The organism is Paenochrobactrum gallinarii (genome assembly GCF_014205685.1).
GTDB lineage: Bacteria > Pseudomonadota > Alphaproteobacteria > Rhizobiales > Rhizobiaceae > Paenochrobactrum > Paenochrobactrum gallinarii.
On the sequence record NZ_JACIIU010000018.1, the window covers coordinates 1 to 21,865 of the forward strand.

Annotated in this window: 21 protein-coding genes; 6 read left to right on the forward strand and 15 right to left on the reverse strand. The window is 48.6% G+C overall.

Translation table 11 applies throughout. From position 1 onward, the window contains the following. Positions 1–333 precede the first annotated feature (333 nt). Positions 334–1,815 carry a mannitol dehydrogenase family protein gene (locus FHS77_RS13330; RefSeq protein WP_184224195.1) on the forward strand — a complete coding sequence of 494 codons (1,482 nt, stop codon included), beginning with the start codon at positions 334–336 and terminating at the stop codon, positions 1,813–1,815. A gap of 36 nt (positions 1,816–1,851) precedes the next feature. Further along, complete coding sequence (locus FHS77_RS13335) at positions 1,852–2,892, forward strand: Gfo/Idh/MocA family oxidoreductase (protein WP_184224197.1); 1,041 nt, start codon at positions 1,852–1,854, stop codon at positions 2,890–2,892. Here FHS77_RS13335 and FHS77_RS13340 read toward each other — a convergent pair whose 3' ends face one another. The 7 genes from FHS77_RS13340 to FHS77_RS13370 all read right to left on the reverse strand — a co-directional run bounded on the left by FHS77_RS13340 (position 2,893) and on the right by FHS77_RS13370 (position 9,134). After that, complete coding sequence (locus FHS77_RS13340; protein ID WP_374786274.1) at positions 2,893–3,600, reverse strand: GntR family transcriptional regulator; 708 nt, start codon at positions 3,598–3,600, stop codon at positions 2,893–2,895. A gap of 200 nt (positions 3,601–3,800) precedes the next feature. Next, positions 3,801–4,598, reverse strand: coding sequence for an ABC transporter ATP-binding protein (locus FHS77_RS13345; protein ID WP_184224199.1), 798 nt, complete (start codon positions 4,596–4,598; stop codon positions 3,801–3,803). Next, positions 4,595–5,659, reverse strand: a complete 1,065-nt coding sequence (locus FHS77_RS13350) for a dihydrodipicolinate synthase family protein (protein ID WP_184224201.1) — start codon at positions 5,657–5,659, stop codon at positions 4,595–4,597. Before FHS77_RS13350 ends, FHS77_RS13345 begins: the two co-directional genes overlap by 4 nt. Positions 5,660–5,706: 47 nt before the next feature. Then, positions 5,707–6,531: a GNAT family N-acetyltransferase gene (locus FHS77_RS13355; RefSeq protein ID WP_184224203.1), complete on the reverse strand. Its 825-nt coding sequence runs from the start codon at positions 6,529–6,531 to the stop codon at positions 5,707–5,709. Next, the gene (locus FHS77_RS13360; protein WP_210307141.1) at positions 6,518–7,585 is read right to left on the reverse strand and encodes an NAD-dependent epimerase/dehydratase family protein; all 1,068 of its coding nucleotides are present in this window, start codon (positions 7,583–7,585) and stop codon (positions 6,518–6,520) included. Before FHS77_RS13360 ends, FHS77_RS13355 begins: the two co-directional genes overlap by 14 nt. Further along, positions 7,582–8,394, reverse strand: coding sequence for an ABC transporter permease (locus FHS77_RS13365; protein WP_184224205.1), 813 nt, complete (start codon positions 8,392–8,394; stop codon positions 7,582–7,584). The genes FHS77_RS13360 and FHS77_RS13365 overlap by 4 nt, the downstream gene beginning before the upstream one ends. A gap of 95 nt (positions 8,395–8,489) precedes the next feature. Beyond that, positions 8,490–9,134: a TetR/AcrR family transcriptional regulator gene (locus tag FHS77_RS13370; protein ID WP_246431335.1), complete on the reverse strand. Its 645-nt coding sequence runs from the start codon at positions 9,132–9,134 to the stop codon at positions 8,490–8,492. Between the two features lie 184 nt (positions 9,135–9,318). Here FHS77_RS13370 and FHS77_RS13375 point away from each other — a divergent pair, with 184 nt between their 5' ends. Then, positions 9,319–10,314 carry an ABC transporter substrate-binding protein gene (locus FHS77_RS13375; RefSeq protein WP_184224207.1) on the forward strand — a complete coding sequence of 332 codons (996 nt, stop codon included), beginning with the start codon at positions 9,319–9,321 and terminating at the stop codon, positions 10,312–10,314. A 97-nt stretch (positions 10,315–10,411) separates the two neighbouring features. Here the strand turns inward: FHS77_RS13375 and FHS77_RS13380 are convergent, their stop codons facing one another. The 5 genes from FHS77_RS13380 to FHS77_RS13400 are packed head-to-tail and all read right to left on the reverse strand — an operon-like array spanning position 10,412 to position 14,428. Then, positions 10,412–10,921 (reverse strand): GAF domain-containing protein, encoded by a 510-nt coding sequence (locus FHS77_RS13380; protein WP_184224209.1) that lies wholly within the window; start codon positions 10,919–10,921, stop codon positions 10,412–10,414. 12 nt (positions 10,922–10,933) lie between these two features. Then, positions 10,934–11,677 (reverse strand): ABC transporter ATP-binding protein, encoded by a 744-nt coding sequence (locus FHS77_RS13385; protein WP_184224211.1) that lies wholly within the window; start codon positions 11,675–11,677, stop codon positions 10,934–10,936. Continuing rightward, positions 11,674–12,534, reverse strand: coding sequence for an ABC transporter ATP-binding protein (locus FHS77_RS13390; protein WP_184224213.1), 861 nt, complete (start codon positions 12,532–12,534; stop codon positions 11,674–11,676). Before FHS77_RS13390 ends, FHS77_RS13385 begins: the two co-directional genes overlap by 4 nt. Next, positions 12,531–13,436: an ABC transporter permease gene (locus FHS77_RS13395; protein WP_184224215.1), complete on the reverse strand. Its 906-nt coding sequence runs from the start codon at positions 13,434–13,436 to the stop codon at positions 12,531–12,533. Before FHS77_RS13395 ends, FHS77_RS13390 begins: the two co-directional genes overlap by 4 nt. Then, positions 13,433–14,428 carry an ABC transporter permease gene (locus FHS77_RS13400; RefSeq protein ID WP_246431340.1) on the reverse strand — a complete coding sequence of 332 codons (996 nt, stop codon included), beginning with the start codon at positions 14,426–14,428 and terminating at the stop codon, positions 13,433–13,435. Before FHS77_RS13400 ends, FHS77_RS13395 begins: the two co-directional genes overlap by 4 nt. A 316-nt stretch (positions 14,429–14,744) precedes the next feature. Here FHS77_RS13400 and FHS77_RS13405 point away from each other — a divergent pair, with 316 nt between their 5' ends. From FHS77_RS13405 to FHS77_RS13415, 3 genes are all read left to right on the forward strand, one after another. Continuing rightward, positions 14,745–15,374: a helix-turn-helix domain-containing protein gene (locus FHS77_RS13405; protein ID WP_184224219.1), complete on the forward strand. Its 630-nt coding sequence runs from the start codon at positions 14,745–14,747 to the stop codon at positions 15,372–15,374. Between the two features lie 58 nt (positions 15,375–15,432). Continuing rightward, positions 15,433–17,019, forward strand: coding sequence for an ABC transporter substrate-binding protein (locus FHS77_RS13410; RefSeq protein WP_184224221.1), 1,587 nt, complete (start codon positions 15,433–15,435; stop codon positions 17,017–17,019). A gap of 61 nt (positions 17,020–17,080) precedes the next feature. Further along, positions 17,081–18,181, forward strand: a complete 1,101-nt coding sequence (locus FHS77_RS13415) for a M24 family metallopeptidase (RefSeq protein WP_184224223.1) — start codon at positions 17,081–17,083, stop codon at positions 18,179–18,181. Positions 18,182–18,616: 435 nt separating this feature from the next. Here the strand turns inward: FHS77_RS13415 and FHS77_RS13420 are convergent, their stop codons facing one another. From FHS77_RS13420 to FHS77_RS13430, 3 genes are read right to left on the reverse strand one after another with little or no spacing between them, the layout of a single operon-like run. Then, complete coding sequence (locus tag FHS77_RS13420; protein ID WP_184224225.1) at positions 18,617–20,089, reverse strand: mannitol dehydrogenase family protein; 1,473 nt, start codon at positions 20,087–20,089, stop codon at positions 18,617–18,619. 1 nt (position 20,090) lies between these two features. Beyond that, positions 20,091–20,861 (reverse strand): L-iditol 2-dehydrogenase, encoded by a 771-nt coding sequence (locus FHS77_RS13425; protein ID WP_184224227.1) that lies wholly within the window; start codon positions 20,859–20,861, stop codon positions 20,091–20,093. Next, positions 20,858–21,856: an ABC transporter ATP-binding protein gene (locus tag FHS77_RS13430; protein ID WP_184224229.1), complete on the reverse strand. Its 999-nt coding sequence runs from the start codon at positions 21,854–21,856 to the stop codon at positions 20,858–20,860. The genes FHS77_RS13425 and FHS77_RS13430 overlap by 4 nt, the downstream gene beginning before the upstream one ends. Positions 21,857–21,865 lie beyond the last annotated feature (9 nt).

Consider the following 21,865-nt stretch of genomic DNA (forward strand, 5'->3'; position numbering starts at 1 on the left):
CTGCTGAGGCGTGGATTTATATCGCAAATATCCGCATGCTCACAAGGCGCATCGCAAGATCATGATAAAAATGAATTCTTTATGAGTCAGCCTCTAAGGGCGCTTAAAAACGCGTAAATTTACGGTTTTACGTCATAGGTTTTGTTGACATATTGATATATTAATATTTAAAATTAAGGTCGTGGAGTTGAGGGGGCGTATCATTTAGCTGATATCCTGCAGTCAATATTGACAGGTGATGCCGCAAGATCGGTGGGCGGATTGAAAGATGTTTAGTCGGCGCTGATTGTGATAATTAAAAGCTGTATATAAATTTGGGCGGATTAGCATAAAATGAATGAGACACATCCCCGTTTGTCAATGCAAGTTCTTGAGCAGTTACCGCAAGACGTTTTACGCCCGACCTATGATCGAAAACAAATAAAAGCAGGTATTGTTCATCTTGGTATTGGTGCCTTTCATCGTGCGCATCAAGCTGTTTATACGGATGAAATTTTACAGGCCGGCGCGCAGGAATGGGGCATAATTGGTGTGTCTTTGCGCAGTCCTGATACGCGTGATGCGCTTGCGCCCCAAGACGGCCTTTACACCATTACCGTGCGTTCTGCGGTGCATGAACAAGTGCGGGTAATTGGCAGTGTTGTGCAATTATTGGTGGCGCCCGAAAATCCGCAAACTGTGATGGATGCACTGTGCGAGCCTGAGATAAAAATTGTTTCTCTGACTATTACCGAAAAGGGATATTGCTACGCGCCAGCTACCGGCACGCTTGATGAAACTCATGCTGATGTTGTTCACGATTTGCAAGAGCACAATCATCCACGCTCTGCACTTGGCTTTATTGTGGAAGCGCTGCGCCGTCGCCGGCAAGCGGGCGTGGCACCATTCACGGTGCTTTCTTGTGATAATCTGCCTTCAAATGGCGAAACGCTTAAGCGTGTTGTGACACGATTTGCGGCTCTGCGTGATCCTGAACTCGCTGAATATATTGCAGCACATGTGGCATTTCCGTCTACGATGGTTGATCGGATTGTGCCGGCTACAACAGATGCTGATCGCTCCGCTATTGTTGATGCAACCGGTGTGATTGATGCCTGGCCGATCATGACTGAGGCTTTTAGCCAATGGGTCGTTGAGGATCATTTTACCAGTGGACGCCCGAACTGGGAAATGGCGGGTGTTACTTTTGTGCAGGATGTTTCGGCTTTTGAACTGATGAAGCTTCGACTGTTAAATGGCAGCCATTCAACAATTGCATATCTTGGCTATTTGGCTGGTCATGAGACTGTTTCGGACGTCATGGCGGCGGAAGGTTTTGCGCGTTTTATACGCGAAATGATGGATGAAGAGATCAGCTCTACTTTGCCAAAACTTCCGGATTTCGATCTCGACCATTATAAAGATCAGCTGATTGAGCGGTTTAGAAATTCGTCACTCAAGCATCGGACATGGCAGATTGCTATGGATGGCAGTCAAAAATTACCGCAGCGCTTGTTGGGTACTATTCGCGAACGATTGGCTGAAGGGCAGTCTATTGATCGCTTATCGATAGGGGTTGCAGGCTGGATGCGTTATGCGACTGGATGGGATGAAAAAGGCGCAGCTATTGATGTGCGCGATCCGTTGGTTCAGGAAATTCAGGCCCGGATTGCGGGGCAGAAAACGGCAGCGGAACTCGTTGCAGCCTATTGCTCGATCGAAGAAATTTTCCCTCGTGATCTGGCTGGCAATCAAGTCTTTCGGGCTTGTGTAGAGCGCGCGCTGCAAAGCTTGCTGGAAATTGGTGCAGCGCGATCTGTGGCACAGTTTAAGTAAGAATAAGGTTCTGTGTTTGCTCTGGGAGGAGTGGCTGTGGCAGAGATTAAAAAAGCGGTCATCATTGGTGTGGGCATGGTGGCGCAAACGCATCTGGATGCGATTGCTGCTTCTGATACAGTCAACTTGCATGGGGTTTTAAGCCGCCATTATGAGCGGTCAAAAAGCTTTCATGAAGGGGCGGAAAGGCAACTTGGGGTTCGCCTGCGTCATTATCATGATGTGGAAGAAATCGCGGCCGATCCGGCCGTGGATTTTGTAATTGTTTTAACCCCGCCGAATGTGCGTGAAGAAATTATTGCTCCCTTAGCAAGGGCGGGTAAGCATATTTTGCTGGAAAAGCCAGTTGCCAGAAATACCCATGAAGCAAAGATGATTGTAGATCTGTGTCAGGATCATGATGTTTCTTTAGGTATTGTTTTTCAATTGCGTATGCGAGCTGCTTATCAAAGCGCGGTGCAACTGGTGGCTGGCAGCAAGCTTGGCGCTTTAGGAATATGCGAAATTTCAGTGCCATGGTGGCGGCCGCAAACATATTATGACGAGCCTGGACGCGGCACTTATGGGCGCGATGGCGGCGGCGTATTGCTGACGCAGGCAATTCATACTATCGATATGGCTTTGAGTTTGACGGGGCCTGCCAAATCGGTTCAGGCCATGGCTGTTACCTCACGGTTTCATCAGATGGAGGCCGAGGATTTTGTTACAGCGGGTATTGAGTTTGCCTCAGGTGCTGTGGGCTCATTCATGGCTTCAACGGCGAGTTATCCGGGCAATACGGAAACAATTTCACTTTATTATGAGAAGGCAACTTTACGCCTTTCATCCGGTAAACTTGATATTATCTGGCGGGATGGCCGTACTGAAACAATAGCAAGCGAAGAACTCTCTGGCTCTGGTGCGAATCCGATGGCTTTTTCGCATAGTTTGCATCAGGCAATCATTGAAGATTTTGCCGAAGCTTTGATAAGGAAGCGCAAACCAGCCATCAGTGGTGAAGAGGCATTACAGGCGCATGCTTTGATTGATGCGATGTTGCAATCCGCAAAATCCGGCAAGAAAGAAGCCGTTTTATAATCAGACAAAATAATCCGGCCGGCTTTTGCGCAACTCGTCAATATCCGGTAAAACAGCGCTCAAGTGTTGTTTCATGGCTTTGACTGCTTCAGCTGTATCTTTTGCGGCGATAGCATCGCGGATGTGTTTATGCTCGCGCACAACCTGATCCATGCGACCAAGTACAGGCACGGTCATGCGTCGCGCACGATCGATCTGAATCTTTACCAGTTTCAAATGTTGCCAGATACCGGGAAAGCCGGATATCTCGGCGATCGCTTCATGAAACTGATCGTCCGCTTCGTGAAAGAGATCTAATTTGCTGCGCTTGGCGTGAAATTCTTGCAATTCAATCAGTTCATCGAGCTTGCTGATTGCTTCTTTTGTTGCGGCATGCGCTGCATATTCAGCCGTTGTGCCTTCTAAGGCTTGTCGTATTACGACGGCTTCAGGTATGCGGTCGACAGGAATTCGAGCCACAAATGTGCCGGATTGCGGGAAAATATCGACCAAGCCTTCTTCACTCAAACGGATAAGAGCCTCCCGAACCGGCGTGCGGCTGACCCCGAAATGATCAATAAAGGTTTTTTCATTGAGGGCTGTACCGGGCAGAAGTTTCATAGCGATGATGTCTGCCTGCAATGCCCTGTAAATAAGCTTGGCGGCAGTTTCACGGACAGCCCGACGCTTTGGTTGCTCTGTTTGAGCAAATATCGGTTGCGAGCTCACTGCTGTTTCCTACTGAAATTACTTTGTAAATCTTAGTTTTGAAATATTAGTATATTGTTTTTTGGTATTCGCCAAGCATGGAAGAAAAACGCGCTGATGCGCGGCTCAGAAGTAAAGTGCAGGCAGCAAAATAATGACTTTTAAAATAATTGAATGAGGGCTGATGCAATTTGAGTATCAGCCCTCAATCTATTCTGTCGTTAGTTCATGCCTAATTGCTTGTAGACACGCTGGACATATTGTCCGAACGGCTCGGTCAGTTTGACGTCTAATGTGCGCGGCGCAGGCAAATCGATTTTAAAATAATCTGCCATGCGGGCAGGGCCAGCACTTAGGACTGCGCAATGCGAGCCTAAGAAAATGGCTTCCTGAATACCGTGGGTGACGAAGACAAAAGTTTTCTTGCTCTCTTGCCAGATCCGCAGCATTTCAAGGTTCATTTTTTCCCGCGTTATCGCATCCAATGCACCAAACGGCTCATCCATCAAAACGAGTTTAGGATCATGGATTAATGAGCGTGCAATGGCTGCGCGCTGCTGCATGCCGCCGGAAAGCTCGTACGGATATTTATCCGTTGCATGACCAAGGCCAACCATATGTAAAAGGTCTTTGGCACGCTCTCTGGCAGCCTTTTTTGGTAAGCCTAAAATCTGTGCAGGCAGAATAACATTTTCAGCAATGGTACGCCATTTTAGCAGCAAAGGCTGCTGAAAAACCATGCCGATATCTGTGCCGTCAAAATCGGTTTTTGTACCGTCACCAATGGTAACGGTGCCACCGCTTTCTTTATGCAAACCGGCCAGAATTTTAAGCACAGTGGTTTTGCCGCAACCGGATGGGCCGACGACGGACAAGAGATCGCCTTCATTGATCTCAAGTGTCACATCGGAGACTGCAACGGATTCTTTGTTGCCGGTATGATAGGTTTTACGCACATTTTGCAAGCGGATCAGCGGTGTCGGCGCAACGGTGCTTTGCTGTGTTGAAAGACTGTTCATGCGAGCCACCTTTCGCGATTAGCTGCAACGAATTCATCATCATTCAGATCAGGATGTGCCTGATAAACACGGGAGATTTCTTCTGCCTGACCTTTGGAAAGGCCTTCCTCAGGATCAAGACACCAGATGCCTTCCAGCAAGCCTTGGCGGCGTAAAACTTCATGACAGCCAGCAATACAGCCATGAAAATTATTGGCGACATCAAAAAAGGCTGCATTGCAATCGGTTACTTTTGCATCCAGCGCAAGCAGTGACTGGGACACAGGTTTGTTGTCGGCTGTTTCTGAGTGAATGCGTTCAAGCAATTCTACCGCGCGTTTTGTCCAGACTGACCAGTGACCAAGCAAGCCGCCTTTGAAACAGAGTGTGACCGCTTCATCGCCACGTGCAAGGGTGAAAGGCAGTGTCAGATCAGCAACGATATGGTCGTCATTGCCGGTATAAAGGGTGATCTTGTTTTCGGCCTTAGCTTTGACAATACCGCGCAGCACATCCAATGTGCGATAGCGATGAAACGGCGCTACTTTAATCGCGATAGCATTGTCGATTTGTGCAAATTCGCACCAGAAATCTTCATCCAGAATAATGCCGCCAACCGAGGTTTGCATGTAAAAACCAATGACAGGAATTTCTTCCGCAATGGTTTTGCAATGCTGGATCAGTTCTGCACTTGTCTGGCCTTTTAGCGCGCCCATGCTGATAAGAGCGGCGTGATAGCCAAGTTCACGGGCAATTTTAGCCTCATTGCGAGCTTGCGCGGTCTGGCCTGCAACACCTGCAATCATAGCAAGCGGACGATCTGTCCATGCGCGACTGTCTTCAATTGCAGCCTTGAGCACCGGTTCGTATAAGCCATTGTCACGAATGGCGAATTGCGTGGTGTGCACGCCAACCGCCAGACCACCGACACCGGCATCCATATAATAACGTGTCAAAGCGCGTTGACGTTTGCGGTCAAAATTGCGGTTCTCATCAAGTGCGAGCGGATGCGCCGGAATAACCGCGCCGCGGCGTATAATATTGAGAACATTTTCAGGCAGTTGTGTGTAGTGTAATCCCATTTTCCTGAACTCCTTACGCCCCTTTGATTTGTTTATAATCAGGCGCTCTACCCAAATTCCGGCCCTGCAATGGCAAGTGTCTGGTATTGTGTTTGTTGAAATTGATGTGAGCCTTTTTGCATCCGCAAAAATGGCCGTTGTTTGGTAAATCCGAGTTGCACCAGACGTTGTGCAATGCTTGCACAATCGTCCACCAGATCAATGAAGACAGCGCCTGATAATTGTTTGATCAGGGCTTCGATGCACTCCAATGCTTCGGCTTCATCGCGGCCGATAACCGGCCCTATCTGCCATGCCAGGCGCCCGTCACGGACAAAGCATGTTGTTGATGCGTTGGCGCTTGTTACAACTGGATAACGCTTGTTAAAGTTCTCCAGCACAAAGCTTCTGTCAGCACCAAAGGCAAGGTTTGCTTGGTCTGCAGCATTGTGAGAGATGGTCTGGCTTAAGGTTTCTGATGCTAAGCCTATGCCAGAACCTTGCCAGCGCGTGATTTTGAGCGAAGGCACAAAACCGAGTGCGCGATAGATCGGTTCGCCAGCCGGTGTTGCATCCAAAAAGGCAGTGCGGTTTCGTGCTACAGTCCATTGCAGGCAATGTTTTAATAAGCCCGTACCATAGCCACGCCCGCGCCATTCTGCTTTCGTGAGAACCATGCTGATCCATGCAATATCATCGCCATAGGGGATGATAGCTGCACTGGCGGCGAGTTGTTCCGGCGTTGCAAAAACGCCAAAAACAACCCCGTTCCGGAAAAACAGTTCCCAATCTTGTTCAGTCTGGTTCCAGCCTGCTTGCGTTGAAAGCAAACAGGCTTGTTCCATGTCTTTTTCAGACAGCCGAACAATATTGAAAGCGTCAGTAGGTGCCATCGCGTGCCTCGAAATGCGTCGGCTTGTTATGCGACGGCATCTGCGCCATGACCCAGTCTGCTGTCCATTGCATCATCTGGCCGAGAGAAACAACCGGATAACCGAAAAGACGGTTGGAGAGTGTCGCATTGGAAAGCCATACTTTGTCGGCTTCCTCACCGGTGATGACAACTTCTTTACCCATCATGCGGGCAAATTCATTGGCAAGCCAGCGAACGGAAATTGTTTCAGGGCCAGTCACATTAATCGGTGATGTTGGCACTGTGGCCTGAAGCAGGCAACGCAAGGCAATCGCATTGGCATCACCCTGCCAGATGACATTCGCGTGTCCCATGGTGACATCCACCGGCAAGCCATCGCGGACTTTAACGGCGACGTCATGCAAAACGCCATAGCGAAGATCAATTGCATAATTCAGGCGGTAAAGAATGCCCGGTGTTTGATGGGTCTGCGAGAAATGTTCCAGCAAACGCTCGCGACCGATGCAGGATTGTGCATATTCGCCCGGAGGGTTCAGCGGTGAATTTTCATTGCTGCCCATGCTGTCGGTGGCAACAAATTCATAAACGCAACCGGTGGAAAAAGCGACAATGCGTGACTGATGGAAAACTTCTGCAACCAGTGCCGGCATCAGCGTGTTGGTTGCCCAAGTGGCAGCCTGATCACCGCTGGAGCCAAATTTGCGCCCTGCCATGAAGATGATGTTTTTGATTTTCGGCAGCTTTGCCAAGGCATCGCGATCCAGCATATCGCAGGCAATTGTTTCAATGCCGTGCATTTCCAGCTGTTCGCGCGCCGCAGGGTCGCTAAAGCGCGCAACTGCAACGATGCGCTTTTCCGGTGCCGCATTTTTGGCAAGACGTGCAAGCGATGGTCCCATTTTGCCGGATGCGCCAAGGATCATGATATCGCCGTCCAGTTTGCGCATATCATCAATCAGAGCTTGTGTCGGCAGTGACAAGAATGTTTCGAGTTCATCGGTGGAGGTAAAGCCAGCAGGATGGTTGCTTTGATCCAGCATTGTAATGTTATTTGGTGATGAAAGCATTGTCATGATTTTCTCGCATCTTGTGGGACGATCATATGCTCAAGCAGCAGCACTGCGAGATAAAGCAGCATGCCAATAAGCGTGATAAGGGTGACGGCCATAAACATTGCCGGTGTATCGAGAGAGGCTTGCACCTGGATCATCAGGTAAGCCAGACCGCGGTCGGAAGCGATAAATTCGCCCACCACTGCACCGGCAACAGCCAGAATGGTTGCAACCTTCATACCGGAGAAAATGAAAGGCATGGCACCAGGTAATTGGATATAGATAAATTGCTGCCATTTGGTGCCGCGGAGCGAGTTCACCAAATCAAGAAGGTCAGGCTCAATTTCACGCAAGCCCCTGATTGTAGTCAGCAAAATAGGGAAATAGCAGAGTGAGAAAGTAATAAGGATATTGGTGCTGATACCGTAGCTGAACCAGACGATCACCAAAGGGCCAAGTGCCACTTTCGGGATCATGTTCAGGGTGATCAGCAGCGGAAAAGCAAGCGTTGTCAGCCATTTTGACCATGAAAACAGCAGGGCTGTTGCAATGCCTAATATGATGGCAAGCAGATAGCCACCCAAAATTTCACTTGCCGTAACCCAGCTATTGTTGAGCCAGTCATATTTGGCCACTGTAATTGTCGCAATGACATCACTTGGTGCAGGCAAAACATAGCGCGGCACTTCCAACCAGCGAACACCGAACTCCCAAAACAAGAGTGCTGCCACATGCATGGCAATTGCGATAGCGCGATTTTTATTGGTCTCGCGGCGCTGCAGCCGGATCAGTTCATTTTGTTCGCTGCCGGAATCAATTGCTTCGGCCATTTGTTACTCCCCCTGAGTTCCCGATTTAAAGTAAACCGCGCTTTCAGAGGAATGTCAACCAACCGGTTGGTTGATTATTATCAGGTGGTATAATGCTAAGGCCGCAAAGCGCTCAAGATCAGATCAATGACATGCTGACGTCTGGCATCAATGCTGTCTTGGCTTATCATATCACGTTTAAAAATCACTGAGAGTGTTTTGTGATTGGAGAAGTAAAAGAAGGAGAGACCGGCAATGGAAAGATAGAGATTGATCGGCTCGAATTTATTGTTGAATAATCCAGCTTTGATACCTCTGGCCAGTGTTTCATCAATCATTTTGACGAGGGGTGAGTGCATTTCGGCAATATTATCGGATGCTTTGAGATGGCATGCATCCATGCGGTTTTCATCATTGAGAAGCGCAATGAATTCGGGATGCTCAGCCAGATAATCAAACGAAAATGAGACAAGGCGCGCCATGGCGGCTTCAGGAGCCAGATCTTCCAGATGCAGCTGCATCTCGCTTTCGCGAATTTCGCGATAAACTTCTTCCAAAGTCAGTTTGTAAAGCTCGGCTTTGCTGCCGAAGTAATGATAAACAAGCTGTTTATTGCAGCCTGCCATTTGGGCAATACGGTCAACACGGCCTCCCTCAAAGCCATATTGGGTAAATTCACTCATCGCCGCCTGCAGCAATGCTTTCGAAGTTGCAACAGGATCACGCTTCTGTACGGCTTCTTGTTTTTTTGGCGTCTTCAAAAATATACCCCTTTAATCAACCAACCAGTTGTTTGGTTGTTGCCTTCTCATAACATCTGTGTAAATATTTTACCAGATATGAACGCGGCGTCACGATAGATCAAGCAGGCTTTTCATCTCTGTCAAAGCTTCAAATTAAGTGATGGCTTGAAAAATATAACGGAAAATGTTGGGAGGCATATCCATGAAAAAGTTCAATAAATTTATTGCAGGATTCTTGGCCTCATGTGTCATGGCGCCGGCTATTGCTTCAGCAGAAGACATTAACATTGTTTTGAACTGGGTGCCGACCGCGGACCATATGCCTTATTTTTATGCCAAGCAGATGGGCTTGTACGAAAAAGAAGGCTTGAACGTTAACATCGAGAGCGGTCGTGGTTCTGGCGCGGCAGCACAAAAAGTAGGTGCCGGTTTTTCGCAATTTGGCATTGCTGACATGCCTACAGTTTTGCTTGCCAAAGGGCAGGGTGCAGACAGCGTTGCTTTGATGACGGTATACACCAACTCGCCGCAGGGTTTTTATTGGCTGAAAAGTAAGGGCATCAAAGGTGCTGAAGATTTTCCGGGACATTCGATCGGCAATCCGCCGGCAGATGCGTCACGCGTGATGTGGCCAATGTTTGCGGAAGCTGTAAAGATTGATCCGGCAGCAGTGAAATTTGTTAATATTTCTCCGCAGGCAAAAGTGGCGTCCCTGAAAAGCGGTGCCATTGATATCACCAGTGATTTTTACAACGAACATGACATGAAAGTGCGCGAGTTTGGTGATGATCTGGGCTTTTTAGCATGGCGTAATATCGGCATTAATCCTTATGGCAATTCTATTATTGTCAATGCAAACTATCTGAATAAAAACCCTGAAACTGTGCGTAAATTTATGCAAGTGACTCAAAAAGCTTTTGAAACTTGCGTTAAGGATAGAGACCCGTGCATTGAGGCATTGCTCAGTCAGGTTTCTGGTTTGGATAAAAGCAATCAGCAAGATCAGTGGAACCGCATTCAGGAATTGATGCGTGATAAAACCACAATGGAAGTTGGCCTTGGGGCTTTTGATGATGACCGCATGAAGCAAGATTATGAAATGGTTGAGAAATATTTCGATTTAGAAAAACCGTTCGATATCAAAACCGCCTATAGTAATGAATATCTTGATATGTCGATCAAAATGCCAAAAGAGTAAATGCGAAAGTTACGCAGGCTCTATTTATAAAGCATAGGATAATTCACTTATATGCCTCGGAATGCATTGAGCATTCCGAGGCATATTTTATTACCGTTTACGCCTGCTGGCTTATGATATGACGGCTGGCAAGCCATGCAGCTTTCGCCGGAACGGAAAGCACAGTGTTTGCCAGTTCCACACGTTCTTCGGTGTGATGGTTTTCGCCGTTCAAAATATTGACAGTGCCAACAAGTGTATCGTTCAAAATAATCGGCAGATTGATGACCGACGCACAGCCAAGCTGACCGATCAGCTCCGCATCAGGAAACACTTTATCGATATCGGCAAGATTATTGGCGACAAATGTACGGCGCTCTTTATGCACTACATCGAACCAGGAATTATAGGTAATCGGCTTGCTGCCGGAGACCGGATATTCTTCCGGATGCGATGTGAAAATACGCCCTGAACGCTCGATCTTCATATTGGCTTCCATCAGCGTAAACAGTTTTGCGCCAATGACAGCATCGGTCAAACGCCAAAGTGCTTCAAATGGCTCTTCAGGCTTGGTTGCTTTGGCCAATGCTTTGTCAAAGGCGATCAGTTCTGCTTGAAAACGGCTCATATTTACTCTTCCCTATTGATTGCCGCCACTGGCGACATATAATTCTTGCGCGTAGTCACTGTTGAAACGACCTTGTTTCAACTGGGTGACATCGGCAATTTCCAACACGCGACCGTGGCGCATGACCGCCATCCGGTCACATAAAAATGAAACAACCGGCAAATTGTGGGTAACCATCAAATATGTAAGGTTCCGCTCTTTGCGTAAGCGTTTCAAAAGATTCAGAATTTCGGCCTGAACAGAAACGTCCAAGGCAGAGGTTGGCTCATCCAGTAGCAGCACTTTAGGCTCCAGCATCAAAGCACGGGCAATCGCCACACGCTGACGCTGACCACCGGATAATTGGTGCGGATAGCGGAAGCGGAAGCGCTGATCTAGCCCCACCGCATTGAGCATATCTTTCACCTTTTGATCGCGCCCGCTCAAACCATGGATGGACATGCCTTCGGCCAGACAATCATCAATGGTTTTACGTGGATGCAGCGATGCATAAGGGTCTTGAAACACCATCTGGCATTGCAGTGCTGCCTGTTTGTCAGCACCATGCAGACGGGACTTGCCGAGAATGGAGATTTCACCGCTCCAATCCGGCGCCAGTCCCATAATGGCTTTCAAAATGGTCGATTTACCAGAACCGCTTTCACCCACAAGAGCAAAGCTTTCACCGTGTTCCACCGATATATTCACATCATGGACAACCTGCGTTTTGCCGTAAGAAATGCACAGATCTTTCAGTTCGATAGCAGCGCCACTCATGTTCGTGCTCCTGCACTCCAGAGGCTGCGATCAAGCACGGGAAGCTCGTCGCGGTCCTCATCAATTTTCGGCATGGCTGCAAGAAGCCCTTGCGTATAAGGATGTTTGGCCTGATGCAGGTCTTTGGCCAGACATTCTTCAACAATCTCACCGCTATTCATCACGATGATACGATCACAATAGCGTGCTACCAGATTAAGATCATGGCTGATAAGCAAAAGCCCCATGCCATTGCCTGAAACAAGCGCATCCATAATATCAAGCACCTGCGCCTGAACGGAGACATCTAAAGCCGATGTCGGCTCATCCGCAATCAGCAAATCCGGCTTGGGGATCAGCATCATCGCGATCATCACGCGCTGCCCCATGCCGCCGGACACCTCATGCGGATAAAGCTTAGCGACGTGCGCCGGATTGTTGATGCGCACCGCTTCCAGCATTGCAATAACGCGGGAATTTAACTCTTTGCGTGAGATTTTCTCGTGCGTTTGCAAAGCTTCGGCAATCTGATCGCCAATGGTCATCACCGGATTGAGCGAAAATTTCGGATCCTGCATTACCATCGAAATACGGCTGCCGCGTAAGGCACGCATTTGACGCTCGGATGTTTTCAACAAATCAATGCCGTCAAAATTCATTGTGTCGGCAGCAATTTTTCCCGGGCTTCGGATGAGTTTGAGAATGGCGCGGCCGGTCATGGATTTACCGGAACCACTTTCGCCGACAATGCCGAGTTTTTCGCGTCCAAGCTGAAAGGAAATGCCTTTTACGACATTAACAGGCCCGCGACTGGTCGGAAAAGTGACGGTGAGGTTTTTAACTTCCAATAGAGGTTGGCTTGTGTCAGCAGCACTCATTGTTTGCCTCCCTGTTTTGGATCAAGCACATCACGCAGGCCATCGCCCAGCAAACAAAAGCCAAGACTGACGAGAATAATCGCAAAGCCCGGCATGGTTGCCACCCACCATTGGTCGAGAATAAAATTACGACCGCTGGCAATCATTGCGCCCCATTCAGGCAATGGCGGCTGCGCACCAAGGCCGAGAAAACCAAGACCGGCGGCGGTCAGAATAATGCCTGCCATATCAAGAGTTACACGCACGATTGTAGATGAAGCGCAAAGCGGGAGCACGTGGCGCAAGATAATACGCGTATGGCCGCCACCTTGAATGCGCACGGCTGCGATAAATTCGGCATCTCTGAAAGTTATGGTTTCGGCGCGTGCAATGCGGGCATAAACCGGCCATGCGGTGAGCGCGATAGCTATAATGGCATTTTCAATACCGGGCCCGAGAGCTGCCACAAATGCCAGCGCCATGATAAGCTTTGGCATCGAAAGGAAAATATCGGTGATTGCCATCATGGCACGGTCAACCCAGCCGCCGAAATAACCGGCAACGGCACCGATAATGAGGCCAAGAGGAGCGGCAATTACGCCAACCATGGTGACAATCAGCAATGTGATACGCGCACCATAAACCACGCGTGACCAGATATCACGGCCAAGTTCATCTGTGCCCATCCAATGTGCACTGCTTGGTGGCAACAGGCGGGCAGAAAGGTTTTGACTGGTTGGTGAATAGGGCGCAAGCATCGGTGCAAAAGCGGCAATCAGCAGCAAGGCAAGAATGATAATCAACCCGATAACTGTTAACGGGTTACGCAAAAGTGCCGTAAAAACACGCCAGAAACGACCCATCCGTGCCTGAAAACGTGAGGATGGCGAGTCGTCTAAAAGCCAGTTACGCAATGTACTCATCGGCGCGCCCTCGGATCCAGAAACTGATAGAGAAGATCAGATAATTTGTTGATCAGAATGAAGACTGTACCGATCACCAATGTGGCGCCTAAAACGGCGTTCATATCTGCATTAAATAAAGCTGTGGTCAGATAGTTACCGATGCCCGGCCATGAGAAAACCGTTTCAATCATCACCGAACCTTCAAGCAATGCTGCATATGAAAGACCAATAACGGTAACGAGCTGAATGCGGATCGGGTAAAACGCATGACGCCAGATTACCCGCCACTCCGCCACACCTTTAACGCGTGCTGTAGTGACAAATTCTTGCCCCAACTGTTCCAGCATGAAGGAGCGTGTCATACGGGAAATATAGGCAAGACTGAAAAAGCCCAAGATGAAAGACGGCAAAATCAGATGCGCAAAGGCATTGGCAAAGATTTCCCAATCCCGCGCAATAATCGCATCAATAAGATAAAGACCGGTGACCTGATCGATCATGCCATCATAGAAAACATCAAGACGGCCGGGGCCTGCAACCCAGCCAAGATGGGCATAGAAAAATGCCAGACCGACAAGACCAAGCCAGAAGGCCGGCACCGCATAGCCGAGCAGACCAAAAACGCGGATCAGCTGATCCAGCCAGCCACTTTGATGGGTGGCCGCATATACGCCCATCGGCACACCAAACACCACACCGATGATAATACCGATTGTAGCCATTTCTAAAGTTGCAGGGAAAACGCGTGCCAAATCCTGTGCAACGGAGCGTCCGGTGGAGATGGAGTTACCCAGATTACCACTGAACACATCGCCGACATAAGAGAAGAACTGCATGATCAGCGGACGATCGAGCCCCATGGCCTGACGCGCTGCTTCATATACTTCTTTGCTGGCACGGTCTCCGACAACGGCCAAAACCGGATCAATCGGCACAATGCGGCCGATGAAAAAAGTAATCGCCAGAAGCCCTATAAAGGTGCCTAGAATGACAATTAAAAAATAACTCATATCTTTGAAAGTCTGGCCAAGCCTGCCTGTGGCTTTTTCCAGTGAATTCAAATTATTTGCGGCCGATGGATCAGCAGACATTGATCGCCCTCCTGCCAGAATCAGCCGCTTGCGGCATGAAGAAAAAGTTCATTGAGCCTCCCACAGGCGCGCTATTGTATTTGGCAAGCGCTGCAGCATTTCGGTATCTTTTCTGGGCTTTTTTAGCTTTTTCCCAGGAAAAAAGTGCCTCACTCAGCTGCGCCTCTTGCAAAATTTCACTTGGATAATAACGAAAAATCTGATTAAATCAAAAAAATTTTTGTGAGGAGAAAATTTGAGTAAAAAATTAGGCCGCCCGTCATCAGAGCTGGAAACGCAGATCGGACACCTGATCCGTATGCGTAGAAAGCAGCTTGGCATGACATTGCAGCAATTGGGCGACGGAGCCAATTTGTCAGTTGGTTATCTCAGTCAGGTCGAGCGTGATTTTGCGACGCCCACCTTGGCAGCACTAGCGGGTATTGCCCGCGCGCTGGAAGTTAATCTTGACTATTTCATCTCCGAGCCAGCCTTGGAGCAGGGCTTTACGCAGGCTGCAAACCGTCCGCGTTTTTCCATTGCGGGATCACCTTTGCTTTATGAAAAACTCGGCTGCCAATTGCCGGGCAACCAGCTCTCATCTTTCATTCTCAATGCACCCGCAGGATATGAGGCGGAAGTGGCCAGCCATGAAGGTGACGAGCTGATTTATATTTTGGAAGGATCAATCTTCCTCTGTCTGGATGGGCAGGAATTTACCATGGTTGAAGGTGACAGTCTGCATTATCGCGGCACCACACCTCATTCATGGGGCAATCGTACCGCTAGTCCGGCACGTATTTTATGGGTTGGTTCGCTGGCTGTTTTCAACAATTCCGGCTTGAACAATGTGGTGGTGTCGCAGGCCCCTTCGATTGTTCTTTGAGACTAAACAACATGCAACATGCCTTTCATGGCATCAATTTAAAGTGGAGGAATTTCTCGTGAAACTCTATAAAGCAGCCCTGATGGCAGCAGCTTTGACGCTGCCATTCATGCAGCCTGTTTGGGCGGCAACGCCGGATCATTCTCTGGTCGTTGCACAAAATATCAATGATATTGTTGCACTTGATCCGGCACAGGCTTATGAATTTTCGTCCGGCGAGCTGGTCAGCAATCTTTATGACCGTCTGGTGCAATATGATGCAGAAGACACCACCGTGCTGGCTGCTGGTCTGGCATCTGAATGGACCGCGGACGACGCGGCCAAAACCATCCGCTTCACCATGCGCGAAAATGCCAAATTCAACTCAGGCAATCCGGTTCGTGCTGAGGATGTGGTTTTTTCGCTCTCACGCGTTATCAAACTGAACCTGACACCAGCTTTCATCCTGACCCAGCTAGGCTGGACACCTGAAAATGTCGATCAGATGGTCACTGTTGATAATGGTCAGGTCGTGTTGAAATATGACGGCGATTTCTCGTCAGCCTTTGTGCTGAACGTACTTGCCGCCCGTCCGGCTTCCATCGTTGATGAAAAAACAGTGATGGCCAATGAAAAAGACGGCGATCTGGGTAATGGCTGGCTCAACACCAATAGCGCAGGCTCAGGTCCTTTCACGCTCGCAGCCTATAAACCGGGTGAAATGGTGCGTTTGAACGCCAATCCGGATTATTTCAAAGGTGCACCGGCGATGCGAGGTGTCATTATTCGCCATGTGGCAGAATCCGCCACTCAGCAATTGCTGCTGACATCAGGCGATGTTGATATGGCTCGCAATATGACCGCCGATCAGATTTCCGGCATCAAGAGCGATGATATTAAAGTCGAAAGCTTCCCGCAGGCAGCCGTTCACTTCCTTGCTTTCAACCAGAAATCAGAAGCCTTGCAGCCAAAGGCTGTGTGGGAAGCTGCCCGTTATTTGGTTGATTATGAAGGCATGTCCAACACCTTCCTCAAAGGCCAGATGGTGCCGCATCAGGCATTTTGGCCTAAGGGTTTCCCTGGCTCATATGACGAAATGCCATATAGCTACAACCCTGAAAAAGCTAAGCAGATCTTGAAAGATGCCGGTATTAAAACACCAATTAATGTCAAGCTCGATGTAATCAATTCGGCACCATTTGCCGATATGGCTCAGTCATTGCAGGCAAGCTTTGCTGAAGGCGGCATCAACTTCGACATTCTGCCGGGTACGGGTTCGCAGGTCATCACCAAATATCGCGAACGCAGCCATGATGGTGTTTTGCTCTATTGGGGGCCGGATTTCATGGATCCGCATTCCAATGCCAAAGCTTTTGCTTATAACCGCGATAATTCCGACGAAAATTATCAGGCAACCACTGCATGGCGTAACGCATGGGCAGTGCCGGATGACATTAACGACATGACCACCAAAGCATTGTCGGAAGCAGATCCGGAAAAGCGTCAGGAACTCTATATTGAGCTGCAAAAACGCGTTCAGACAGAGTCACCTGTCGTTGTCATGTTCCAGGCGGCCTATCAGGTTCCAATGAACAAGAAAGTAAATGGCTATGTGAATGGCGCGCTTTCTGATTTTGTTTATTATCGCCTTGTGACCAAAAACTAAAATACATAAGCTTCAAGGGCTGCATCGCAGCCCTTGAATTTTTGTGATCAGGAATTTGAAAATGTCCTTCTCAAACGAAAAGCGTATTGCAGCTTTGCGTGCGCAAATGGTTGCTACCGGTACCGATCTGGTGGTGCTCGGGCCTTCTACCCATATGGTTTATATGAGTGGCGTTGATCCGCATGGTGATGAACGCGCAGTGATGCTGTTGATTTCGCAAAAACATGCGGGCTTTTTAATGCCTGCCCTGAATGCGGATAGTGCACGTAACAAAACTGATCTGCCATTTGCCACATGGGCGGATGCCGAAGGTCCGCTTGCAGCATTCAACACCTTGATTAAGGCTTGCGAGTTGCCGGCGAATCCGGTGATTGCCATTGATGAAACTATGCGAGCGGATTTTGCGCTACTGGTCTTGGATAATGTACCACACAAAGCGCGTAAATTTACCAATGACACGGTCGGTCATTTGCGTGCCCATAAAGACGAGCAGGAATATGATCTGCTCAAAGCCAGTGCACTGCTCAATGATGCTGCCATGCAGGCTGGTTATGATGCTTTGAAAGTTGGCGTTACAGAGCTGGAAGTGGCAACTATTATTCGCGATCACTTTAGAGCGAATGGCGCACAGCCGATTTTTGTCAGCGTTTGTTTTGGTGAAAATGGTGCTTATCCGCATCACCACACCGGAGCAACCAAATTGCAAAACGGCGATGCAGTGATGATCGACATCGGCGCGCGTTTGAACGGCTATCCGTCTGACATGACCCGCAGCGGTTTCTTTGGTGAACCAACAGAAAAATTCACGCAAGTCTTTAACATTGTGAATGAAGCTGTTGCCAAGGCATTGGCTGCGGCCAAGCCGGGCGTTAAGGCTTGTGAAGTGGATCGTGCGGCGCGTGATCACATTACGCAGGCAGGTTTTGGCGAATATTTCCTTCACCGTACCGGCCATGGTTTAGGCCTTGATGTGCATGAGCCACCTTACATCACCGGAACGTCTGATGTTGTCCTGGAAGAGGGGATGGTGTTCTCGATTGAACCGGGTATTTATCTGGCGAAAGAGTTTGGCGTGCGTCAGGAAGAGATCGTTATCATGCGTTCATCTGGCGCTGAGGTGCTCTCCGATATGCCACGTGGTATCGTCGTGAAAAAGGCCTAACCCCCACTGAACTATTGCATTCAATCATAACAATGCCGCCCTGTATCCATATTGCGGCATTGTTTCATATTGTTTTAAAGTGAATACTTAACCCACATAGTTATCCAACATTGGATTCTATAGAATGTTTTTTAATCTGCATGTTAAACCGGTGATATAAAGAACGGCGTGTTATATTTGGGGCTATCCGCTTTATTTAAATCAGTGCCACCACAGCTTACATTTTTAAAGAGAAAACATCGATAAGCCTGTGCGATGAGATGTGAAAACTATATTATGATTGCTTGCTGTAATTGCTTAAGCAATCTGCATCAGAATTTAATTAAACATCACTGAACATCTCCCGTTGTCAATCGAACGACGGAAGATGCCTTTTAAAAATCACAGCAGTCGCAATTGTCTTGCTCTATTTTGAAGCATAATGACTTCAATATCTTATGTGTGACCAGACAAATAACTTGTAATCACAGCTTGGCTGCCTTCGCGCCATATAGCATTGAGGCTTGTACTAAATGCTTCAACAACAGCAGCATTTTCACTCAAATCATCATAAATTTCACGCATTTCAAGCCATGCGACAGGGTTGTTGCGGGCTTCTATGGCGCGTGCTTGCAAGCGATCCCAATTCGGATCATTGGGTGCAATATCATTGCCATTTTCGCTCGTTCCAAAACAATAGCGGCACCATAAAGCCGATAATAAAATCAAACCGGATGCCTTGCCTCCTTGAGCGATAACATCCCTGATTGACGGGATGATAAATTTGGGCTGTCGATTAGAACCATCCAAACAAAGCCGGCGTATGGTGTCACCAATATCTGGATTGGAAAACCGCTCTACGATAAGGTTTTGGTAGGCTGTCAGATTTGTGTCGGGTACAGGCGGCACAATCGGTAGAATTTCGGTGCTTTCAATATGGTCAAGGAAGGCGCGAATTTGGTCATCCTGCATTGCCTCATGCACATATTCAATGTCACGCAAACCAGCCGGATAAGCGATAATCGCATGACCGCCGTTGAGAATACGGATTTTCATCGTTTCAAAACGGTGTACCTGATCGGTAAAAGTAACGCCGACTTTTTCCAACGGTGGCCGGCCAGCCGGGAAATTATCCTCCATCACCCATTGACGGAATGGCTCGCATGTCACCGGTGCTTTGTCGTCAACCCCAAGTGAATGGGCAAGTTCACGCTCACGCATGCCGGTTGCAGGCGTGATACGATCCACCATACTGTTTGGAAAAGCCACATTATCAGCAATCCATAGCGCAAAATCCGGATCGGACAATGTCGCAAGCCCGACTACCGCATCGCGTGTGACATTGCCATTATGCGGAACATTATCGCAGCTCATGACGGTAAAAGGTTTAAAGCCGCGTTGAAAACGCAGCTTTAATGCCGCAATGATGGCGCCAAAAGCTGTTTCCGGCTGCTCTGGATGCGCACCATCATGAATAATATCAGCGTGACTTGCGGAAAAACTACCCGTTTTAGGGTCAATAAAATAACCACCCTCCGTCACAGTCAGCGACACGATACGGATCGTTTCTGTTGCCATAGCTGTGATCAAGGCCTGGTTCGCTTTTTCGACAGGTAAAAAGTCGATCATTGCACCGACAATGCGTGCACTCACACCGTCCGGATCAAGTTCGATGACCGATGACATGAAATCCTGAGTGGCCAAGTCTTCACGCATCTGCGCATCATTGGCGCGTACGCCCGCGCCGATGATCGCCCATTCATGTCCATCCCCAAGATTAAAGAGGTCATCCAGATAAACAGCCATATGGGCACGATGGAAATTGCCGCAACCGATATGGACAATACCGGCTTTAAGCTCCGAACGGTTATAATTCGGGCGTTGGATTTTTGCGGACAGTTGATCAAGCGTTGCATTTGAAATTTTCATGTCAGCTCATCCAATTGCCGCCGTCGACATTATATGTCTGGGAAACGATGTAATCGGCATCTTTTGAGGCAAGGAAAACCGCCATTCCGGTTAAGTCTTTTGCTTGCGCCATACGGCCAAACGGTACTTCAGCGCCGACTATCTTTTTCTTTTCGCCAATAGGCCGGTTTTCAAATTTCGCGAATAGAGCATCGACCCCATCCCAATGTTCGCCATCAACGACACCAGGGGCAATCGCATTGACATTAATGCCATGTTTGATGAGGTTCAAACCGGCCGATTGGGTCAATGAAATGACTGCGGCCTTGGTTGCGCAATAAACAGCTACCAATGCTTCGCCGCGTCGCCCCGCCTGACTGGCCATATTGATGATTTTGCCGCCCTTGCCACGCTCAATCATTGAACGGGCGACAGCTTGCATCATGAAAAGTGTTCCTGAAACATTGATCGCGAAAAGCTTGTCGTAACTTTCGCGGCTAATATCAACGATAGGGGCGAGATCAAAGAGCGCGGCATTATTGATCAAAATATCAATGCCGCCCCGTTTTTCTTCAATCGTTTTAACCACCTGATTAATGCTTTCCTGGCTTGTTACATCAAGATGAACAGCGAAAGCCTGCGGGCCTATTTCTTTGGCAGTGGCTTCGGCAGCAGCCAAATTGATATCGGCGATTGCCACATGTGCCCCTTCGGCCACATAGCGTGCGGCAAAAGCCTTGCCGATGCCGCGTGCAGAACCGGTAATAATGGCGGTTTTATCTTTCAATCTCATGACAAGGCCAGTCCTTCGCTGTCAAAGCGGTGAATTTGATGTTCTTGCGGGCTTAAAAATACATGATCGCCGCTATGCGAGGTAAAAGCGCCATCAACGCGCACATTGACAAGGCCATGCTCTGTCTGGACATGCAGATAGGTATCGGAGCCCATATGTTCTGCGAGCGTGACAGTGCCTGACCATAAGCCCTCATCATTACTGACGGTTATATGTTCAGGACGAATACCGATTGCATGTGCACCTTTGGTGCTCGCTGGCGCACCTTCAATGAAGTTCATTTTAGGGCTGCCGATAAAACCGGCGACGAAGCGGTTTTTAGGTTTGTGATAAAGTTCAAGCGGAGTGCCTATTTGTTCAATGCGGCCTGCCTGCATCACCACAATTTTGTCGGCGAGCGTCATCGCTTCGACCTGATCATGGGTGACATAGATCATGGTGGTTTTCAGTTTTTGGTGCAGTTCGGCAATTTCGAGACGCATGTTGACGCGCAGGGCTGCGTCCAAATTTGATAATGGTTCGTCGAACAGAAAGGCAGAGGGTTCGCGCACAATGGCGCGGCCAATTGCGACGCGCTGGCGCTGGCCGCCGGAAAGTTGCCCCGGACGACGGTCAAGATAGGCTGTCAGGTTTAAGGTTTCAGCTGCGCCTTCCACCCTTTTGGTAATTTCGCTTTGCGCCATTCCGGCCATTTTAAGCGGAAATGCAATATTTTTGCGTACGCTCATATGCGGATAAAGCGCATAAGACTGAAACACCATAGCCAATCCGCGTTTGGCAGGTGCCAGATTGCTTGCATCTTTTCCATCAATTTGGATATTGCCTGATGATATATCTTCAAGGCCTGCAATTAGGCGCAAAAGCGTGGATTTACCACAGCCGGAAGGCCCGACAAAAACGACAAACTCACCCTTATTAATGGCGAGATCCAATGGGTGGATAACCTGCGTGGTGCCAAAGCTTTTTGTGACGCTTTTGAGTTCGATCTGTCCCATATTTTGTTC

Excerpts from the sequence above, each read along its gene's own strand:
- FHS77_RS13400 (WP_246431340.1), bottom strand. The coding sequence starts at position 14,428 with ATGAGTTATTTTTTAATTGTCATTCTAGGCACCTTTATAGGGCTTCTG.
- FHS77_RS13350 (WP_184224201.1), bottom strand. The coding sequence starts at position 5,659 with ATGGGATTACACTACACACAACTGCCTGAAAATGTTCTCAATATTATA.
- FHS77_RS13360 (WP_210307141.1), bottom strand. The coding sequence starts at position 7,585 with ATGACAATGCTTTCATCACCAAATAACATTACAATGCTGGATCAAAGC.
- FHS77_RS13390 (WP_184224213.1), bottom strand. The coding sequence starts at position 12,534 with ATGAGTGCTGCTGACACAAGCCAACCTCTATTGGAAGTTAAAAACCTC.
- FHS77_RS13385 (WP_184224211.1), bottom strand. The coding sequence starts at position 11,677 with ATGAGTGGCGCTGCTATCGAACTGAAAGATCTGTGCATTTCTTACGGC.
- FHS77_RS13395 (WP_184224215.1), bottom strand. The coding sequence starts at position 13,436 with ATGAGTACATTGCGTAACTGGCTTTTAGACGACTCGCCATCCTCACGT.
- FHS77_RS13345 (WP_184224199.1), bottom strand. The coding sequence starts at position 4,598 with ATGAACAGTCTTTCAACACAGCAAAGCACCGTTGCGCCGACACCGCTG.
- FHS77_RS13355 (WP_184224203.1), bottom strand. The coding sequence starts at position 6,531 with ATGGCACCTACTGACGCTTTCAATATTGTTCGGCTGTCTGAAAAAGAC.
- FHS77_RS13430 (WP_184224229.1), bottom strand. The coding sequence starts at position 21,856 with ATGGGACAGATCGAACTCAAAAGCGTCACAAAAAGCTTTGGCACCACG.
- FHS77_RS13425 (WP_184224227.1), bottom strand. The coding sequence starts at position 20,861 with ATGAGATTGAAAGATAAAACCGCCATTATTACCGGTTCTGCACGCGGC.
- FHS77_RS13365 (WP_184224205.1), bottom strand. The coding sequence starts at position 8,394 with ATGGCCGAAGCAATTGATTCCGGCAGCGAACAAAATGAACTGATCCGG.
- FHS77_RS13375 (WP_184224207.1), top strand. The coding sequence starts at position 9,319 with ATGAAAAAGTTCAATAAATTTATTGCAGGATTCTTGGCCTCATGTGTC.
- FHS77_RS13420 (WP_184224225.1), bottom strand. The coding sequence starts at position 20,089 with ATGAAAATTTCAAATGCAACGCTTGATCAACTGTCCGCAAAAATCCAA.
- FHS77_RS13380 (WP_184224209.1), bottom strand. The coding sequence starts at position 10,921 with ATGAGCCGTTTTCAAGCAGAACTGATCGCCTTTGACAAAGCATTGGCC.
- FHS77_RS13415 (WP_184224223.1), top strand. The coding sequence starts at position 17,081 with ATGTCCTTCTCAAACGAAAAGCGTATTGCAGCTTTGCGTGCGCAAATG.
- FHS77_RS13330 (WP_184224195.1), top strand. The coding sequence starts at position 334 with ATGAATGAGACACATCCCCGTTTGTCAATGCAAGTTCTTGAGCAGTTA.